The organism is Streptomyces sp. NPDC001851 (assembly GCF_040297165.1).
Lineage (GTDB): Bacteria > Actinomycetota > Actinomycetes > Streptomycetales > Streptomycetaceae > Streptomyces.
This window is the reverse complement of sequence record NZ_JBEOYR010000024.1, coordinates 122,730-138,663: the sequence shown is the minus strand read 5'-3', so window position 1 is coordinate 138,663 and position 15,934 is coordinate 122,730. Positions and strand designations below refer to the sequence as shown.

Below are 15,934 nucleotides of genomic sequence, written 5' to 3'. Positions count from 1 at the left end.
GTTGATTTTTGGCACGCTGTTGAGTTCTCAAGGAACGGTCGCTTCCTTTGTACTCACCCTCTCGGGCTTTCCTCCGGGCTTCCCTTCGGTGTTTCAAACTCTACCAGGGTTTTTCCGTCTCCCTGACCACCCTCTGCGAGCATGCAGAAGCGGATCCGAAAGTAGGATCTGACGAGTTTGGGTCCTGCCGAGTGAGGGCGCTTTCGCGGCCCTCCGTCCCAAGCAGGAGTACGACTGTACACGGGGCCTTGAAGCGGGTGCAAATCCGTCGGGTTGGTGGTCTAGACCACTAGCTGCTAGCTTCCATACGGAACGGCCACTTCACATGACATACGCTGCTGCTCAGTGCGCAGCTCCACTCTTTGGGAGGCTTCCCATGACCACCGTGACGTCCCCTCTTGCTGGACGTGCCATCGGACTGGCCGAAGTGCCTGATCCGGTCTTCTCCGGGGCCATGGTCGGCCCGGGTACCGCGATCGACCCGGTGCGTGAGCCTTCCGAGGCCGTGGCGCCCGTTGACGGAGTGATCGTTTCCCTGCACCCGCACGCCTTCGTCGTGGTGGACGACAGCGGGCACGGCGTGCTCACCCATCTCGGTATCGACACGGTGCAGCTCAACGGAGAGGGTTTCGAGCTGCTCGTCAACAAGGGCGACACCGTGACGCGCGGTCAGGCCGTCGTGCGCTGGAACCCCGTCGCCGTCGAGGCCGCCGGCAAGTCCCCGGTCTGCCCGGTCGTCGCGCTCGAAGCCACGGCCGAGTCCCTTTCCGATCTCCGTGACAGCGGTGACGTGAAGGCCGGCGACAGCCTCTTCTCCTGGAACTGACGGTACGGCCGTCGCAGGACGGCGAAACAGGACAACCATCACGGCGGCGAAATCCGCCGCACTATCGGAGACGGGTGAGATGGAGACAACGCTGCGAGGCGTCGGCGTGAGCCATGGCGTGGCCATCGGCGAGGTTCGGCACATGGGCACGGCGGTGCTGGAGCCGCCGGCGAAGCAGATCCCCGCCGAGGAGGCCGAGCGCGAGCAGGGGCGGGCCCGTCAGGCCGTGGACGCCGTCGCCGCCGATCTGATGGCGCGCGGCAATCTGGCGGGCGGCGAGGCCCAGGCCGTGCTTGAGGCGCAGGCCATGATGGCCCAGGACCCCGAGCTGATGGCGGACGTGGACCGGAGGATCGCCGTCGGCAGCACCGCCGAGCGCGCGGTGTACGACGCGTTCGCGGCGTACCGGGAGCTGCTGGCCGGTGCCGGTGAGTACCTCGCCGGTCGGGTGGCCGACCTGGATGACGTGCGGAACCGTATCGTCGCGCGGCTGCTGGGCGTTCCGATGCCGGGCGTGCCGGACAGTGACCAGCCGTATGTGCTCGTGGCGCGGGATCTCGCTCCGGCCGACACCGCGCTGCTGGACCCGTCTCTGGTGCTGGGTTTCGTGACCGAGGAGGGCGGCCCGACCAGTCACAGCGCGATCCTGGCGCGTGCGCTGGGTGTGCCTGCGGTCGTGGCGCTGCCGGGTGCCGGTGAGCTGGCCGAGGGCACCGTGATCGCCGTCGACGGCAGTACCGGCGACATCTTCGTGAACCCGAGCGAGGAGAAGAAGGCGCAGCTGGTGGCCGCGGCCGCCGAGCGCAGGGCCGCGCTGGCCGCCTCGACCGGGCCGGGTGCGACGGCGGACGGTCACAAGGTGCCGTTGCTGGCCAATGTGGGCGGCCCGGCGGACGTGCCGGCTGCCGTGGAGGCCGGTGCCGAGGGCGTCGGTCTGTTCCGTACCGAATTCCTGTTCCTGGACGACAGCAAGAACGCTCCTTCCGAGCAGAAGCAGGTGGAGGCCTACCGGCAGGTGCTGGAGGCGTTTCCCGAGGGTCGCGTGGTGGTGCGGGTACTGGACGCGGGGGCGGACAAGCCGCTGGACTTCCTGACTCCGGCCGACGAGCCGAACCCTGCGCTGGGTGTGCGGGGCCTGCGGACCCTGCTCGACCACCCGGAGATCCTGCGGACCCAGCTGACCGCGCTGGCGAAGGCCGCCGAGGGGCTGCCCGTCTACCTTGAGGTCATGGCGCCCATGGTGGCGGACCGCGCGGATGCGAAGGCGTTCGCGGACGCGTGCCGTCAGGCGGGGCTGCGGGCCAAGTTCGGCGCGATGGTGGAGATCCCGTCGGCCGCGTTGCGGGCGCGTTCGATCCTGCAGGAGGTCGAGTTCCTGTCGCTGGGGACCAACGACCTCGCGCAGTACACGTTCGCGGCGGACCGGCAGGTGGGTGCGGTGTCCCGGCTTCAGGACCCGTGGCAGCCGGCGCTGCTCGACCTGGTGGCGCTGTCCGCCGAGGCGGCCAGGGCCGAGGGCAAGAGCTGTGGTGTGTGCGGCGAGGCCGCGTCCGACCCGCTGCTGGCCTGTGTGCTGACCGGTCTGGGTGTCACCTCCTTGTCCATGGGTGCGGCGTCGATTCCCTATGTCCGGGCGACGCTGGCGAAGTACACGCTGGCGCAGTGCGAGCGGGCGGCGGCGGCGGCGCGTGCCGCCGACAGTGCCGAGGAGGCGCGCGGCGCGGCTCAGGCGGTGCTGTCCGGCGAGTAGCCGTACGGGCGTGTCCGGCGTGCCGGGTTCAGGGGCGTCTCACCTTCGGGTGGGGCGCCCCTGGTGCGTTTGCCCTGTCGCCGGCGTGATCAGCGCGTTCGGCGCGTCGGCTCGCTCAGTGTCGGTGGCCCGGTGTCACGCTCTCCTCTCCGAGGTCGGGGGGCTCGCAGTAGTCGACGCCGGGCTCCGGGGAGATGAGGTCGCCGGATTCCACGTCGGTGCAGTAGGCGTCGAACACTTCCGAGGCGGTGAGCGGTTCGAGGGCGCCGGCTCGCAGGCGCCAGCCGTAGACGCGGTCGGGTGTGCCCGGGGCACTGGTGCGCAGGACGAGTCCGCCGGGGCTGCGGGTGGCGAGGCCGAGTGCGAGGACGCTGGTGAATTCCAGTGCCTCGGCCTCGTCGAGTCGGGTGGCGCCGTGGCCGTCCTGGTCTCCGTGGAGGACGGAGACCAGGGTGTCGGGTGGTCCGGAGACGCTGCAGACGAGGTGGTTGTCTCCGGGCGGGGCGGTGTCAAGGATGCGGCACAGGAGGTCGGAGGCGCGGGTGAAGCCCGCCCTGCCGATGTCCTCGCCGCAGGTGGGGCAGGGGCCGAGTCGGGAGAGCAGGGTGGTGGCGTACTCCCATGTCGCCTGCCGTACGGCTTCGTCCACCAGGGCGGGTACGAGCGTGGCGAGGGGCCGGCCGTCGTACGGGATGGTGGGGCCGGTGGCTGCGAGGTGTGCGGTGAAGCGGGTCCGGCTTGCCGGGGCTTCCGGGTCGAGGCCGGCTTCCGCGCAGTAGGCGGCGTAGTCCTCGGGGTCGAACAGGGCGAGTGTGGTGTGGGTGCCCTGGTCGGCGCGGGCCTTGAGGACGGCCTCGACCTGCTGGAGGTAGGTCGGGTGGTCGTCGAAGGTGAAGCTGCGGTAGCGCCGCATGGCGCGGAAGTCGTGTTCGTCGGTGAGCAGCCCGATGGTGCCGGCGATCTCGCGGCACAGGACGCGCCGCATGGTCTGGTGGTCGTTGTGCGCCATGTTTCCCCCAAAGTGCGCAGTCGATCAATGCTCACTCAGCGTAATCGGCGGCACTGACAACGGGCCGGTGCTGTGCGGCCGGCCCCGGGCTTCGCCCCCTGTGCTGGGCGGTCCGGGGTCGGCCGGGGGGTGGGGCCGACGGCGTTCAGGCGCGCTTGCGGGCGAGTTCCTCGTAGAAGCCGAGCAGGGCGAGGTTGTCGATGGAGCCGGGGTTGACCGCCTTTTCCAGGGGGGTGCCCTGCAGCAGGCGCTTGACCGGGACCTCGATGCGCTTGCCGGTGAGGGTGTGCGGGACGCCGGGGACCTCGATGATCTCGTCGGGGACGTGGCGCGGTGACAGTTGTTCGCGGATGGTCTGCTTGATGCGGTGCAGGAGGGCCTCGTCCAGAACTGCGCCGGGGGCGAGGTGCACGAACAGCGGCATCCAGTAGCCGCCGTCGGGCTGCTCGATGCCGATGACCAGGGACTCCTTGATCTCGGGCAGGCGTTCGACGACCTCGTAGATGTCGGCCGAGCCCATCCGCACGCCCTGCCGGTTGAGGGTGGAGTCGGAACGGCCGTGGATGATCACGGTGCCGCGCGAGGTGACGGTGATCCAGTCGCCGTGCCGCCAGACGCCGGGGTAGGTGTCGAAGTAGCTGTCGTGGTAGCGGCTGCCGTCGGGGTCGTTCCAGAAGCGGATCGGCATGGAGGGCATGGGGTTGGTGACGACCAGCTCGCCGACCTCGTCGATGACGGGCTTGCCGCTGGGGTCCCAGGCCTGCAGGTCGGTGCCGAGGCCGGGGGCCTGGAGTTCGCCGGTGTACACCGGGAGCGTCGGTACGCCGCCGGCGAAGCAGGAGCAGACGTCGGTGCCGCCGCTGACGGAGGCGATCCAGAGGTCGGCCCCGCTCTCTGCGAACTCGTCGTGCAGCCAGCGGAAGCCGTCGGGCGGCAGCGGCGAGCCGGTCGTGGCGACGCACTTCACCGCGGTCAGGTCGTGGTCGCGGGCGGGGTGGACGCCGGCTTTGCGGCAGGCCATGACGTAGGCGGCGGAGGTGCCGTACAGAGTGGCTCCGGCGCGTTCGGCGATCCGCCACTGGGCGCCGGTGTCCGGGTAGCCGGGGCTGCCGTCGTACAGGACGATCGTCGTGCCCGTGAGCAGGCCGGAGACGAGGAAGTTCCACATCATCCAGCCGGTCGAGGTGTACCAGAAGAAACGGTCCTCGGGGCCGAGGTCGCAGTGCAGGCCGAGCTGTTTGAGGTGTTCGACGAGGATGCCGCCCTGCGACTGGACGATGGCCTTGGGCAGGCCGGTGGTGCCGGAGGAGTACAGCACCCAGAGGGGGTGGTCGAACGGGACCTGCTCGAAGACGGGCTCGGTGGTGCCAGCCGTCAGTGCCGCCCATTCCAGGGCGCCCTCGGGTGCCTGGGTGCCGAGCAGCGGGATGTGGACGACGGCACGCACGGTGGGCAGCTCGCGGCGCAGCTCGGTGACGATCTCGCGGCGGTCGTGGTCCTTGCCGCCGTACCGGTAGCCGTCGACGGTGAACAGGACGACGGGTTCGACCTGCTGGAAGCGGTCGAGGACGCTGCGGGCGCCGAAGTCGGGGGCGCAGGAGGTCCAGACGGCGCCGACGGCGGCCGTGGCGAGGAGGGCGACGACGGCCTGCGGGATGTTGGGCAGGTAGCCGCTGACGCGGTCGCCGGGGCGTACGCCGAGGGCGCGGAGTTCGGCGGCGAGGGAGCCGACCTGGCGGCGCAGCTCGGACCAGGTCACGGGGCGGGGTTCGTGGGTTTCGTCCACGTACAGCAGGGCGGGTTCGTCCGCGCGGTCGGCGGCGGCGCGCAGGGCGTGCTCGGCGTAGTTGAGGGTGGCTCCGGGGAACCACTGGGCGCCGGGCATGGCGCGGTCGCCGAGCACGCGCGCGTAGGGCGTCGAGAACCGGACGTCGAACCACTCCGTGACGGCTTTCCAGAAGGTGTCCAGCTGGTCGACGGACCACTGGTGCAGGGCGGGGTAGCCGCCTTCGGCCGGGGCGCCGTGGTGCTCGGCGGCCCATGCCTGGAACCGGGTGATGCGGGCCTGGGCGATCCGCGCGGGATCGGGCTGCCAGAGTGGCTGGGGGTTCGCGGTCGACATGGGGCGGCTCCCGGGCTGTGCGCGTCGTGTGCGTCGGTCCGCGCACGGGCTGGGGTGTGCGCGTGACGCGGCTGACAGGGACGATGCCATGTGATCGACTTCTACACCAGGGTGCGCCCCACATAGTCCGTGTCGTGAAGATGTGGTCCCGGCACGGGTGAACGCCAGTTGAACGACACACGCGCGTGGGGTGCTCAGTGGCAGGGTGAGCAACATGGACGGTCGTGACCTGGTGCGTTCGGTGAGTGTGGTCGGTTCGGGGAGGGCGGCTCGGGGGTTGCGGACCGTGCGGGCCGCGTGGCGCAGGAGGCGGATCGATGCCGCCGGGCTGCCGCGTCGGGGGGCCGAGCGGGCGCGGGTCCCGGGTCAGGTGGAGGGTGTGGAGCCGGGGCCGGGTGGCGGGCTGATCCGGTTCGGCCGGTCCGAGCTGCGGATCGTCGTGGCGGTGAACGGTGCGGTGTTCTGGGGGTGGGACGGGGCCGGTCCGCAGCCCTCGTACGCGCTCGCGGGGAGCGGTCCGGAGCCCGATGCGCGGGCGGTGCTGGAGCCGGACAAGGACGGTGGCTGGCGGGTGGTCGCCGAGCGCGTGACGGTGACCGTCTCGCGGCACGGTGCGGTCGAGGTGTGTACGCCCGGCGGAGTGACCCTGCGGCGGGATCTGCCGCCGCGCTGGTGGGAGCCGGTCGGCGGGGGCACGGCACGGTGGATGCAGCGGTCGGAGGTGGCGGCGGACGCCCGCTTCTTCGGTCTGGGCGGCAGGGCGTCGGGGCCCCGGCTGAGGGACGGCACGTACCGGTTGTGGAACACCGATCCCGGGCGGGCCTTCGGTCCCGGCGACGATCCGCTGTATCTGACGATGCCGGTGCAGCTGGTGGTGGCCGATGCCGGCACGCATCTGGTCTTCCACGACACCACGTGGGACGGCACGGTGGTCCTGCGGGAGGGTGAGGAGGGCGCGGGGTCCGGGCACGACCGGGCGGGGCGCTGCGAGGTGCGGATGGACGGCGGTCCGCTGCGCTGCTGGGTGATGGTGGGTGCGCCCGCGCGCGTGCTGCACACCTGGGCCTCGCTGACGGGGGCGCCGGCGCTGCCGCCGTCGTGGGCGCTCGGCCACCATCATGCGCGGTGGGGTTTCGGCAGCGAGCAGGAGGTGCGCCGGATCGTCTCGGGCTACCAGGAGCGCGGTCTGCCGCTGGACGCCGTGCACCTGGACATCGACCACTTCGACGACCACCGGGTGTTCACCGTCGACGAGGACCGTTTCCCGAAGCTGCCCCAGCTCGCCGACGAGCTGCGCCGGGAGGGGGTCCGGTTGGTGTCGATCGTCGTTCCGGCTGTGCGGGCCGCGCCGGGCAACGCCGTGTACGACGGTGGTTCGGCCGTGGACGCGTTCGTGCGGGACGCCTCAGGGCGCGAGGTGCGGGGTGTGGTGTGGGCCGGGGAGTCGGTCTTCCCGGACTTCACGCACGCGCGCGTGCGCGCGTGGTGGGGCGGGCTGTACGAGGAGCGGCTGGGGCAGGGCTTCGCGGGGTTCTGGCACGACATGAACGAGCCGACGTCGTTCAACGCCTTCGGGGAACCGACGTTGCCGCGTTCGGCGCGGCACGCCTTGGAGGGGCGTGGGGGCGACCACCGGGAAGCGCACAACGTGTACGCGCTGTGCATGGCCCGTGCGGCTTACGAGGGGCTGCGCCGGCTGTCGCGCCAGGAGCGGCCCTTCCTGTTCTCGCGCTCGGGCTGGGCGGGGCTGCAGCGCTACGGCGGCACCTGGTCGGGGGACGTGGCGACGGGCTGGCCGGGGCTGCGGGCGTCGCTGTCGCTGGTACTCGGGCTCGGCCTGTGCGGGGTGCCGTACTCGGGCCCGGACGTGGGCGGTTACGACGGCAGTCCGTCGCCGGAGCTGTACCTCAGATGGTTCCAGCTCGGCGCGTTCCTGCCGCTGTTCCGCACGCACGCGAGTCTCCGGGCGGGGCGCAGGGAGCCCTGGGAGTTCGGTGCCGAGGTGCTGGAGCACGCGCGCGTGGCTCTGCTGGAACGACGGCGGCTGCTGCCGTACTTCGTGACCCTCGCGCATCTGGCGCGGCGCACCGGCGCGCCGTATGTGCGGCCGTTGTGGTGGGGGGCGCCGGAGGACCGGGCGCTGCGCGACTGCGAGGACACGTTTCTGCTCGGGGACGGTCTGCTGGTGGCTCCGGTGCTGGACCCGGGCGCCGACCGGCGGGCTGTGCAGCTGCCGAGGGGCCTGTGGTACGACACGGTGACGGAGCGGGCCTACGAAGGACCGGCGCGGGTCCTCGTCGACGCGCCGCTGTCGCGGATACCGGTGTTCGCGCGCGCGGGCGCGGTCATCCCCGTGCGCGGTGCCGACGGCGGCCTGGAGCTGGAGGTGTGGGCACCCGCGCGTGGCCGCACGGGAGGCGGCCTCGTGGTGCCGGACGCGGGTGACGGCTGGGACGAACCGGAGATCGAACGCTACGTCGTCCGCCGGCAGGGCGGTGGGGTGGTGGTCACCCGGGAGCGGGAGGACGGCTCAGCCGAGCCGCCGTACCCGGTGCGGGTGCGGGGGCTCGGCTGAGCCACGCGGCTAGACGTACCGGCCGTCGAACCAGGCCCGTACGGCCACGGTGTGCAGCGGGAAGCCGAGTTCCTCGGGCCTGCGCAGCAGCTGCCAGCCCTCGCTCTCGTCCGTGCGGTGGGAGGGCGGGAGTCCCTCCACCGGACGCTCCGGGAGGAGTCCGAACAGCAGCAGGTGGCCGTCGGGCGAGCTCATGGCGTCCACGAGCCGTACGTCGCGCGCGGCCGCGTCGATGCCGGTCTCCTCCTTGAGTTCGCGTACGACGGCCTGCTTCCAGTCCTCCCGGTCGTCGATGTATCCGCCGGGCAGTGCCGTGCCTCCGCGCGCGGGGGTGACGGTCCGGGTGATCACGATCAGGGCCGTACCCTGGGTGTCGTACACGGGCTGGAGCGCGATCGCGACCGGCAGCGGATTGCGGTAGGCGACGGTTCCGCACGACGGGCAGGTGCGCGGCCAGCCTGAAACGCCCTCTCCATAGGGCGATCCGCAGCTCGAACAGTGGGAGTTCGGTGCGGAGTTGGCAGTCGAGTGCTGAGTTTCGGACACGCGCGGACTGTATCCGATCAGAAGAGGGGCGTCTTCCGCCGACGGCTCACTGCCCGCTGATGAGCGACTTCCAGGACACGGGGAAGTCGAAGTAGGTGTCGGGATAGGGCTCGGGCTGGTACGTGAAGTGCCACCATTCCTCGGCGAGGTTCACGAATCCGAGGTCTTCCAGGGTGCTCTTGAGCAGCAGGCGGTTGGCGCGCTGCTCACCCTGGATGCGCGGGTCGAGTGTGTGCGCGAGGGTGTCGAAGCAGTCGAATCCCGTGCCCATGTCGACAGAGTTGTCAGGGAAGCGCTCGCCTTCGGGGGCGTAACAGGGCACGAGCGGCTGCCCGGGGTGGTAGGGCCGGGTCGGCCTCGCGGGGAGCTTGACGATCGTGAGGTCCATGGTCGAGCCGCGGCTGTGGCCGGATTTCTCCGCGATGTAACCGTCCTCGAACAGACGGGTCTTGTCGACATTCGGGTAGAACTCGCGCTTCATCGCCTGGTCGTCGAGGTCCTCGGCCCAGCGGACGAAGTGGTTCACGGCGCGCTGCGGCCGGTAGCAGTCGTACACCTTGAGGGTGTAGCCCTTGCGCAGCAGCTTCAGCTGGGCCCTGTGCAGGGCTTGTGCCGCGGGGCGGGTGAGGATGCAGATGGGTTGCTCGTAGCCGTCGATGCGCTCGCCGACGAAGTTGTGCGGGGTGAAGTAGCGCATCTCCTGGATGATCGTCGGGTCCACGGCGGACAGGGCCACGAAGTCCTTCGGCGCCACGGGGTCGGACTTCGCCTGGGCGGTGGCGGATGAGGCGGTCACGGCCAGCAGGGCGGCGAGGGCGGTGACGAGACCGCGGACCGCACGGGTGAGTCGGGTCATGTCCCTGCATCTATCACGACGCGCTCGGCGTGGGTTGGGTTCACGGGAACGCCCTGCCCTTTTCCGGCCGCCCGTGACACACTCCTGACACTCCGTCAGACACTTGGTGAGGAGAGGCTGTGCCGCACACACGCACACCCGCGGTCGCCGGCTGGTTCACCGGCGAGGGAGACGACTTCCGGCTCCTGGGTACCCGCTGCTCGTCCTGCGCCACGGTGTTCTTCCCGCGCGAGGACGCGTACTGCCGCAACCCGCACTGCGACAGCGGCAGCGACTCGCTGGAGGAGATCCCTCTGTCGAAAAGGGGGCGAATCTGGTCGTACACGGACAGTCGCTACCGTCCGCCGTCACCCTATGTGAGTAATCCGGAACTTCCGTGGGAACCGTGCGCGTTGATCGCGGTGGAGCTGGAGGCCGAGCGGATGGTGGTGCTGGGGCAGGGGGCTCCCGGAGTCACCGTCACCGATCTGGCGGTGGGCATGGAGGTGGAGGTCGTCCCCGGAGTGCTCCACGAGGACGCGGAGACGATCTGGACGACCTGGCACTGGCGGCCGACGGGGGTGAGGGCGTGACGATGGACGTGGCGGTGCTCGGCGCGGGCATGCACCCATGGGGCAAGTGGGGACGCTCCTTCGTGGAGTACGGAACGGCGGCGGCCCGCGCGGCGCTCGCGGACGCCGGTGTCGGCTGGTGCGACGTCGGCTCGATCGTGGGCGCGGACACGGTGCGTGGTGGTTATCCCGGATATGTGGCGGGAGCGACGTTCGCCAGGGCCCTGGGCTGGCAGGGGGCCAGGGTCGCCAGTGTGTACGCGGCGTGCGCCTCCGGGGCCCAGGCGATCGCCGTGGCCCGGGCGCAGATCCTCGCCGGGCTCGCCGACGTCGTCCTCGTGGTGGGGGCGGACGCGGCACCCAAGGGGTTCTTCCGGCCCGCCGGCGGCGAGCGCCCCGAGGATCCGGACTGGCTGCGCTTCCGTCTGCTGGGCGCGACGAATCCAGCGTACTTCGGGCTGTACGCCCGGCGGCGGATGGCGGTGCACGGGGACACGCCGGAGGACTTCGCGCTGGTCAAGGTGAAGAACGCCGCCATGGGTGCGCTCAACCCCTACGCGCGCTACCGCAAGCGGGTCACCGCCGAGGAGGTCGCCGCGTCCGCGGTGGTCGCCGACCCGCTGCGGCTGCTCGACATCTGCGCCACCTCCGACGGCGGGGCGGCCCTGGTGCTCTCCAGCCTGGACTTCGCGCACCGGCACGGTGTCGCCCGGCCGGTGCGGATCCGGGCGGTGTCGACGGTGACCCCGCGTTTCCCCAACACGGTGCTGGATCTTCCGGACATCGCCACGGACTCGGCGCTCGCCGTGCAGCCCCCCGGCGAAGACTTCCGGGCCTCCATCGCCCGGGCGGCCTACGAGGAGGCGGCCACAGGCCCCGAGGACCTCTCCCTCGCCGAGGTCTACGACCTGTCCACCGCACTGGAGTTGCAGTGGTACGAGGATCTGGGGCTGTGCGGCGAGGGCGAAGGGGCGAAGCTCCTGCGGGAGGGCGCGACGGCCCCGGGCGGCCGGATACCCGTCAACACCAGTGGCGGTCTCGCCTCCTTCGGGGAGGCGGTGCCGGCCCAGGCCATCGCCCAGGTCTGCGAGCTGACCTGGCAGCTGAGAGGCACGGCGGGCGACCGGCAGATCGCCGGGGCGCGGGTGGGGATCTCCGCCAACCAGGGGCTGTTCGGGCACGGTTCGGCGGTGATCGCGGTGAGGTGACGCAAAGAGCCCGAGACGGTCGTATGGCGCGCACCAGCGGCCAAGGAGGTCGCCCACGCTGTGTGATCACGCCGGAATGCTGCGTGAACGTCTCATGAACTGGGCCTGGGCGTACTCGGGCGGCGCCATCATGCTCCCGTGCACTCCTGGACGGACACTCTCCGCTTCGCCTTCCAGCCGGTGGTCAGCCTCAGGACGGGCGCGGTCGCCGCACTGGAGGTACTCGCCCGCCCGGAGACCGGTGACATCCTGGCCGAGGCCCGCCGGGACCCCGAACTCGACGGGAGGCTCGCGGTGTTGGCGCTGCGCGCCGCGACACGCAAGGAGACCCTGCTGCCGCTGCACCTCAACGTGTTCGCGGCCACCCTCGCCGACCTGGGCGGCCTGACCCCGCTGCACGACGCCGTGCGCGCGGCCGGGCGGATGCCCTGGGAGGTGACACTGGACGTGGTGCCGCCCGTGACGCACGTGCCGCAGCGGGCGCTGCTGGAGGCGGTGGCCGCGCTGCGCGAGCAGGGGTTCCGGATCAGCGCGGACGGCATCGGCGACGGCGACCTACCGCTTCGGCTGCTCACCGACCTCTCCCCCGACCTGGTCAAGCTGGATGCCTCGCTGCTGTCCCGGCCGGCCGCGGTACGGGCGATGCGCACACTGTGCGAGGAGCTGGGCGCCCTGGTCGCGGTGGAAGGGGTGGAGACCGAACTGCAGTACGCGGCGGCGATGTCGGCCGGGGCGCAGCTGGCCCAGGGCGAGCTGTTCGCGCCGCCGGCCCGGATCCCCGCCGCGGACGTATACGTTCCGCCCCGCTCCCCCGGCGCCGTAGGCGTGCCCCGGTCCGGGCCGTCGGTGCGGGAGTTCGTGCGCCCGGCCGCCGTACTGCCGGTGACCGTCTCGGCGGGGCAGGTGCGCGCGCTGCTGACCGGATCGCCGGAGGTCTCCGGTGTGCTGCTGGTGGACCAGGCCGGCCGGCCCGTGCGGTCGGTGCACCGCTCCCGGTTCCTGCTGTCGATGTCCGGCCGCTACGGGCACGCCCTGTACGCCGACCGGCCGGCCTTCAAGCTCGGGGACGCGCCCCGTACGGTCGGCGTGGACGCCACCGCCTGGGAGGTGCTGGACGTGGTCGCGATCGGCGGCCGGGACCGTACCTCGGACGATGTCGCGGTGGTCGACCGGCACGGGCGGTGCGTGGGCGTCGTACGGCTCGCGGACCTGGTGCGGGCGCTGGCCGAGAGCCGGGTCGAGGAGGCGGCCGGGCTCAACCCGCTGACCCGGCTGCCCGGTTCGGACGCGATCACCAGTGAGGTGAACCGGTGGATCGCGGACGGCCGGACGTTCGCGCTCAGCTGGCTGGACATCGACCACTTCAAGCAGGTCAACGACGGTGCCGGGTTCGCCGCGGGCGACGAGCTGATCCGGTCGGTGGGGCGGGCGCTGCAGCACGCCGTGTCGGGGCACGCACGCGTGGGGCACATCGGCGGGGACGACTTCCTGGTGCTGGCCGACGAGGAGGCGCTCGGTCCGCTGGTCTCCACCGTGCTCGACGCGCCCTGGCCGGCGGGAGACCGGCCGGTCACGCTCTCCCTCGCGACCATCGTGTGCGCCCCGGGAAGCGTGGGCGACCACCGCCAGGCCGCCGCGCACCTCGCTCCGCTGAAGAAGGCGGCCAAGGCGCTGCACGGCGCCAGCTGGGTGCTGGGACGCGCCGGACTGCCCGGTCACGAGGTCCGGCGCGGTCAGGGGGCGACGGCGCAGGCCGGGTACGCGGCCGCCGAGCCGGGGTGGTGAACGTACCTCCCCTGTACGGCCGTTGCGTCCCGGCAGCAACGGCACAGCGCCGGGTGCGTGGGTGTCACCGTCGCCGTCGGCAACCTTGACGCCCCCGTGGCGCCGGTGAACACTTCCCGGTGTCAGCCGACATCGCCGTACATTCTCGGTGTTATCAGGCACTGGGCCACGGGTCTGTCCTGTTCCACGGCCCGTCCCCTCCTGGCGATACGGCTGCGACGGCACGCTCGTCACGGACGCCGGCGGGGCGGGGGGCTCTCCGCCTCCGGCTGGAGTCGCCACGAACTTTCCTGCACGGGGGCCGGGGCCGAGCGCCCCCGGCCGGCGCCAAGGGAGCCGCCATGAGCAACGGAGACATTTTCGTCGGCGAGGTCATCGGCACCGCGATCCTGATCCTGTTCGGCGCGGGTGTCTGCGCCGCCGTCACCCTCAGGTACTCCAAGGCGCGGGCCTCGGGCTGGGTCGTCATCGCGTTCGGCTGGGGCTTCGGCGTCCTCGCGGGCGCGTACACCGCGGCTCCCCTCTCCGGTGGCCAGCTCAATCCCGCGGTCACCATCGGCATCGCCGTGGACACCGGCAAATGGGGAAAGGTCTGGGTGTATCTGCTGGGCGAGATCGTCGGCGCGATGCTGGGCGCCGTTCTCGCCTACCTGGTGTACCTCGCACAGTTCCAGGCCAACGTCCGCAAGGAGGGCACCACCGAGGGCACGGCCGACGAACCGGTGCCGACGCTCGGCATCTTCTCGACGATCCCGGAGATCCGGAACTGGATCGCCAACCTCATCACCGAGATCATCGCGACGATGGCCCTCGTGCTGCCCGTGCTCGCCTTCGGGCTGACGAAGGGGCTCGGCGAGTCCGGCACCACGGTGCTGATCGTCTCGCTGCTCGTCGTCGGTATCGGCCTCTCCCTCGGCGGGCCCACCGGCTACGCCATCAACCCGGCCCGCGACCTCGGCCCACGCATCGTGCACACCTTCCTGCCGATCCCGAACAAGGGCACGTCCGACTGGGGCTACGCGTGGATCCCGGTGGTCGGCCCGCTGATCGGCGGGGCGCTCGCGGGCCTCGTCTACAACGCGGCCTTCTGACCCAGCGACCGAGGGACAGCCATGACGGACACCGCCGAGAAGTACGTCGCCGCCATCGACCAGGGCACCACGTCCAGCCGTTGTATCGTCTTCGACCACGGCGGTGCGATCGTCGCCGTCGACCAGCGCGAGCACCGCCAGATCTTCCCCAAGCCCGGCTGGGTGGAGCACGACGCGACCGAGATCTGGTCCAAAGTGCAGGCCGTGGTGGCCGGAGCGCTGGCCAAGGCCGGGCTGCGCGCCGATCAGCTGAGCGCGCTCGGCATCACCAACCAGCGGGAGACGACGGTCCTGTGGGACCGCGCCACGGGCAAGCCCGTGCACAACGCGATCGTCTGGCAGGACACCCGTACCGCGGCCCTGTGCGGCGAACTGGGCGGCGCGGACGGCCAGGACCGCTTCCGCGAGCAGACCGGACTGCCGCTGGCCAGCTACTTCTCCGGGCCCAAGGCGGCCTGGCTGCTGGACCACGTGCCCGGCCTGAGGGAGCGGGCCGAACGCGGTGAGATCGCCTTCGGGACCATCGACTCCTGGCTGATCTGGAACCTCACCGGCGGCACCGACGGCGGCCGGCACGTCACCGACGTCACGAACGCCGGCCGTACCCTGCTGATGAACCTGGACACACTCCAGTGGGATCCCGCCATCCTGGCCGCCATGCAGGTGCCCGAGGCGGTCCTGCCCGAGATCAGGTCCTCCGCCGAGGTCTACGGCACGGCGGTCGGGCAGCTCGCCGGCGTGCCGGTGGCCTCCGCACTGGGCGACCAGCAGGCCGCCGTCTTCGGGCAGGCCTGCTACGACGTGGGCAGCGCCAAGAACACGTACGGCACCGGGAGTTTCCTGCTGCTGAACACCGGGAACCGGCCGGTGCCGTCCAAGAGCGGGCTGCTGACGACGATGGGCTACAAGATCGGCGGGGAGGCGCCGGTGTACTGCCTGGAGGGGTCCATAGCGATAACGGGCGCGCTGGTCCAGTGGTTCCGCGACCAGCTCGGGATCATCCGCAGCGCTGACGAGATCGAGACGCTGGCGGCGAGCGTCGAGGACAACGGCGGCGCCTACATCGTGCCCGCGTTCTCTGGTCTGTTCGCGCCCTACTGGCGCTCCGACGCGCGCGGTGTCGTCACCGGTCTCACCCGGTACGTCACGAAGGCGCACCTCGCGCGTGCGGTGCTGGAGGCCACGAGCTGGCAGACCCGGGAGGTCGTGGACGCCATGTACCAGGACTCCGGGGTGCGGATCACCACGCTGAAGGTCGACGGCGGCATGACGAAGAACAACCTGCTCATGCAGCACCAGGCGGACGTCCTCGGCGTGCCGGTGATCCGGCCCCGGGTGTCGGAGACGACCTGTCTGGGCGCCGCCTACGCGGCCGGTCTGGCCACGGGCGTGTGGAACGACCTGGACGAGCTGAAGTCGCACTGGCAGCGCGACGCGGAGTGGACGCCGGCGATGGAGCCGTCGGTGCGCGACCGCGAGTACCACAACTGGCGCAAGGCCGTGGAGAAGAGCCTCGGCTGGCTGGAGGAGGGCGCGTAGAAGACGCCGTACGCGCGCGTGTCCCGCACCGGACCACGGCCCGTACCCCGGTCGGCGGGGGTACGGGCCGTGCCCG

Annotated in this window: 12 protein-coding genes; 8 read left to right on the top strand and 4 right to left on the bottom strand. The window is 71.4% G+C overall.

What is annotated here, in order from left to right:
• Positions 1-376: 376 nt before the first annotated feature.
• Positions 377-826 (top strand): PTS sugar transporter subunit IIA, encoded by a 450-nt coding sequence (locus ABT171_RS30710; RefSeq protein WP_351249503.1) that lies wholly within the window; start codon positions 377-379, stop codon positions 824-826.
• Between the two features lie 79 nt (positions 827-905).
• A complete protein-coding gene (gene ptsP / locus ABT171_RS30705) occupies positions 906-2,576 on the top strand; it encodes a phosphoenolpyruvate--protein phosphotransferase (RefSeq protein ID WP_351249501.1) in 1,671 nt (556 codons plus the stop codon).
• Positions 2,577-2,691: 115 nt separating this feature from the next.
• Here ptsP and ABT171_RS30700 read toward each other — a convergent pair whose 3' ends face one another.
• Both ABT171_RS30700 and ABT171_RS30695 read right to left on the bottom strand, forming a co-directional pair.
• Positions 2,692-3,585, bottom strand: coding sequence for a DUF8829 domain-containing protein (locus tag ABT171_RS30700; protein WP_351249499.1), 894 nt, complete (start codon positions 3,583-3,585; stop codon positions 2,692-2,694).
• A gap of 145 nt (positions 3,586-3,730) precedes the next feature.
• The gene (locus ABT171_RS30695; RefSeq protein WP_351249497.1) at positions 3,731-5,707 is read right to left on the bottom strand and encodes an acetoacetate--CoA ligase; all 1,977 of its coding nucleotides are present in this window, start codon (positions 5,705-5,707) and stop codon (positions 3,731-3,733) included.
• A gap of 214 nt (positions 5,708-5,921) precedes the next feature.
• On the opposite strand from ABT171_RS30695, the gene ABT171_RS30690 reads away from it, so the two are divergent.
• Entirely contained in the window at positions 5,922-8,282 is a 2,361-nt protein-coding gene (locus tag ABT171_RS30690) for a glycoside hydrolase family 31 protein (protein WP_351249495.1), read from the top strand.
• 9 nt (positions 8,283-8,291) lie between these two features.
• On the opposite strand, the gene ABT171_RS30685 is transcribed toward ABT171_RS30690, so the two are convergent.
• Both ABT171_RS30685 and ABT171_RS30680 read right to left on the bottom strand, forming a co-directional pair.
• The gene (locus ABT171_RS30685; RefSeq protein WP_351249493.1) at positions 8,292-8,828 is read right to left on the bottom strand and encodes an NUDIX domain-containing protein; all 537 of its coding nucleotides are present in this window, start codon (positions 8,826-8,828) and stop codon (positions 8,292-8,294) included.
• 46 nt (positions 8,829-8,874) lie between these two features.
• Complete coding sequence (locus ABT171_RS30680; protein WP_351249491.1) at positions 8,875-9,684, bottom strand: M15 family metallopeptidase; 810 nt, start codon at positions 9,682-9,684, stop codon at positions 8,875-8,877.
• Positions 9,685-9,803: 119 nt separating this feature from the next.
• Here ABT171_RS30680 and ABT171_RS30675 point away from each other — a divergent pair, with 119 nt between their 5' ends.
• The 5 genes from ABT171_RS30675 to glpK all read left to right on the top strand — a co-directional run bounded on the left by ABT171_RS30675 (position 9,804) and on the right by glpK (position 15,858).
• Entirely contained in the window at positions 9,804-10,256 is a 453-nt protein-coding gene (locus tag ABT171_RS30675; RefSeq protein ID WP_351249489.1) for a Zn-ribbon domain-containing OB-fold protein, read from the top strand.
• A complete protein-coding gene (locus ABT171_RS30670) occupies positions 10,253-11,443 on the top strand; it encodes a lipid-transfer protein (RefSeq protein ID WP_351249487.1) in 1,191 nt (396 codons plus the stop codon). Before ABT171_RS30675 ends, ABT171_RS30670 begins: the two co-directional genes overlap by 4 nt.
• A gap of 138 nt (positions 11,444-11,581) precedes the next feature.
• A complete protein-coding gene (locus ABT171_RS30665) occupies positions 11,582-13,228 on the top strand; it encodes a GGDEF domain-containing protein (RefSeq protein ID WP_351249485.1) in 1,647 nt (548 codons plus the stop codon).
• Between the two features lie 341 nt (positions 13,229-13,569).
• On the top strand, positions 13,570-14,319 hold the full coding sequence (locus ABT171_RS30660; RefSeq protein WP_351249483.1) for an MIP/aquaporin family protein: 750 nt from the start codon (positions 13,570-13,572) through the stop codon (positions 14,317-14,319).
• 21 nt (positions 14,320-14,340) lie between these two features.
• Positions 14,341-15,858: a glycerol kinase GlpK gene (glpK, locus tag ABT171_RS30655; protein ID WP_351249481.1), complete on the top strand. Its 1,518-nt coding sequence runs from the start codon at positions 14,341-14,343 to the stop codon at positions 15,856-15,858.
• Positions 15,859-15,934: the final 76 nt, after the last annotated feature.

Bases quoted from the DNA above. Each gene is read 5' to 3' on its own strand.
- ABT171_RS30710 (WP_351249503.1), top strand. From the start codon at position 377: ATGACCACCGTGACGTCCCCTCTTGCTGGACGTGCCATCGGACTGGCC.
- ptsP (WP_351249501.1), top strand. From the start codon at position 906: ATGGAGACAACGCTGCGAGGCGTCGGCGTGAGCCATGGCGTGGCCATC.
- ABT171_RS30700 (WP_351249499.1), bottom strand. From the start codon at position 3,585: ATGGCGCACAACGACCACCAGACCATGCGGCGCGTCCTGTGCCGCGAG.
- ABT171_RS30695 (WP_351249497.1), bottom strand. From the start codon at position 5,707: ATGTCGACCGCGAACCCCCAGCCACTCTGGCAGCCCGATCCCGCGCGG.
- ABT171_RS30690 (WP_351249495.1), top strand. From the start codon at position 5,922: ATGGACGGTCGTGACCTGGTGCGTTCGGTGAGTGTGGTCGGTTCGGGG.
- ABT171_RS30680 (WP_351249491.1), bottom strand. From the start codon at position 9,684: ATGACCCGACTCACCCGTGCGGTCCGCGGTCTCGTCACCGCCCTCGCC.
- ABT171_RS30660 (WP_351249483.1), top strand. From the start codon at position 13,570: ATGAGCAACGGAGACATTTTCGTCGGCGAGGTCATCGGCACCGCGATC.
- glpK (WP_351249481.1), top strand. From the start codon at position 14,341: ATGACGGACACCGCCGAGAAGTACGTCGCCGCCATCGACCAGGGCACC.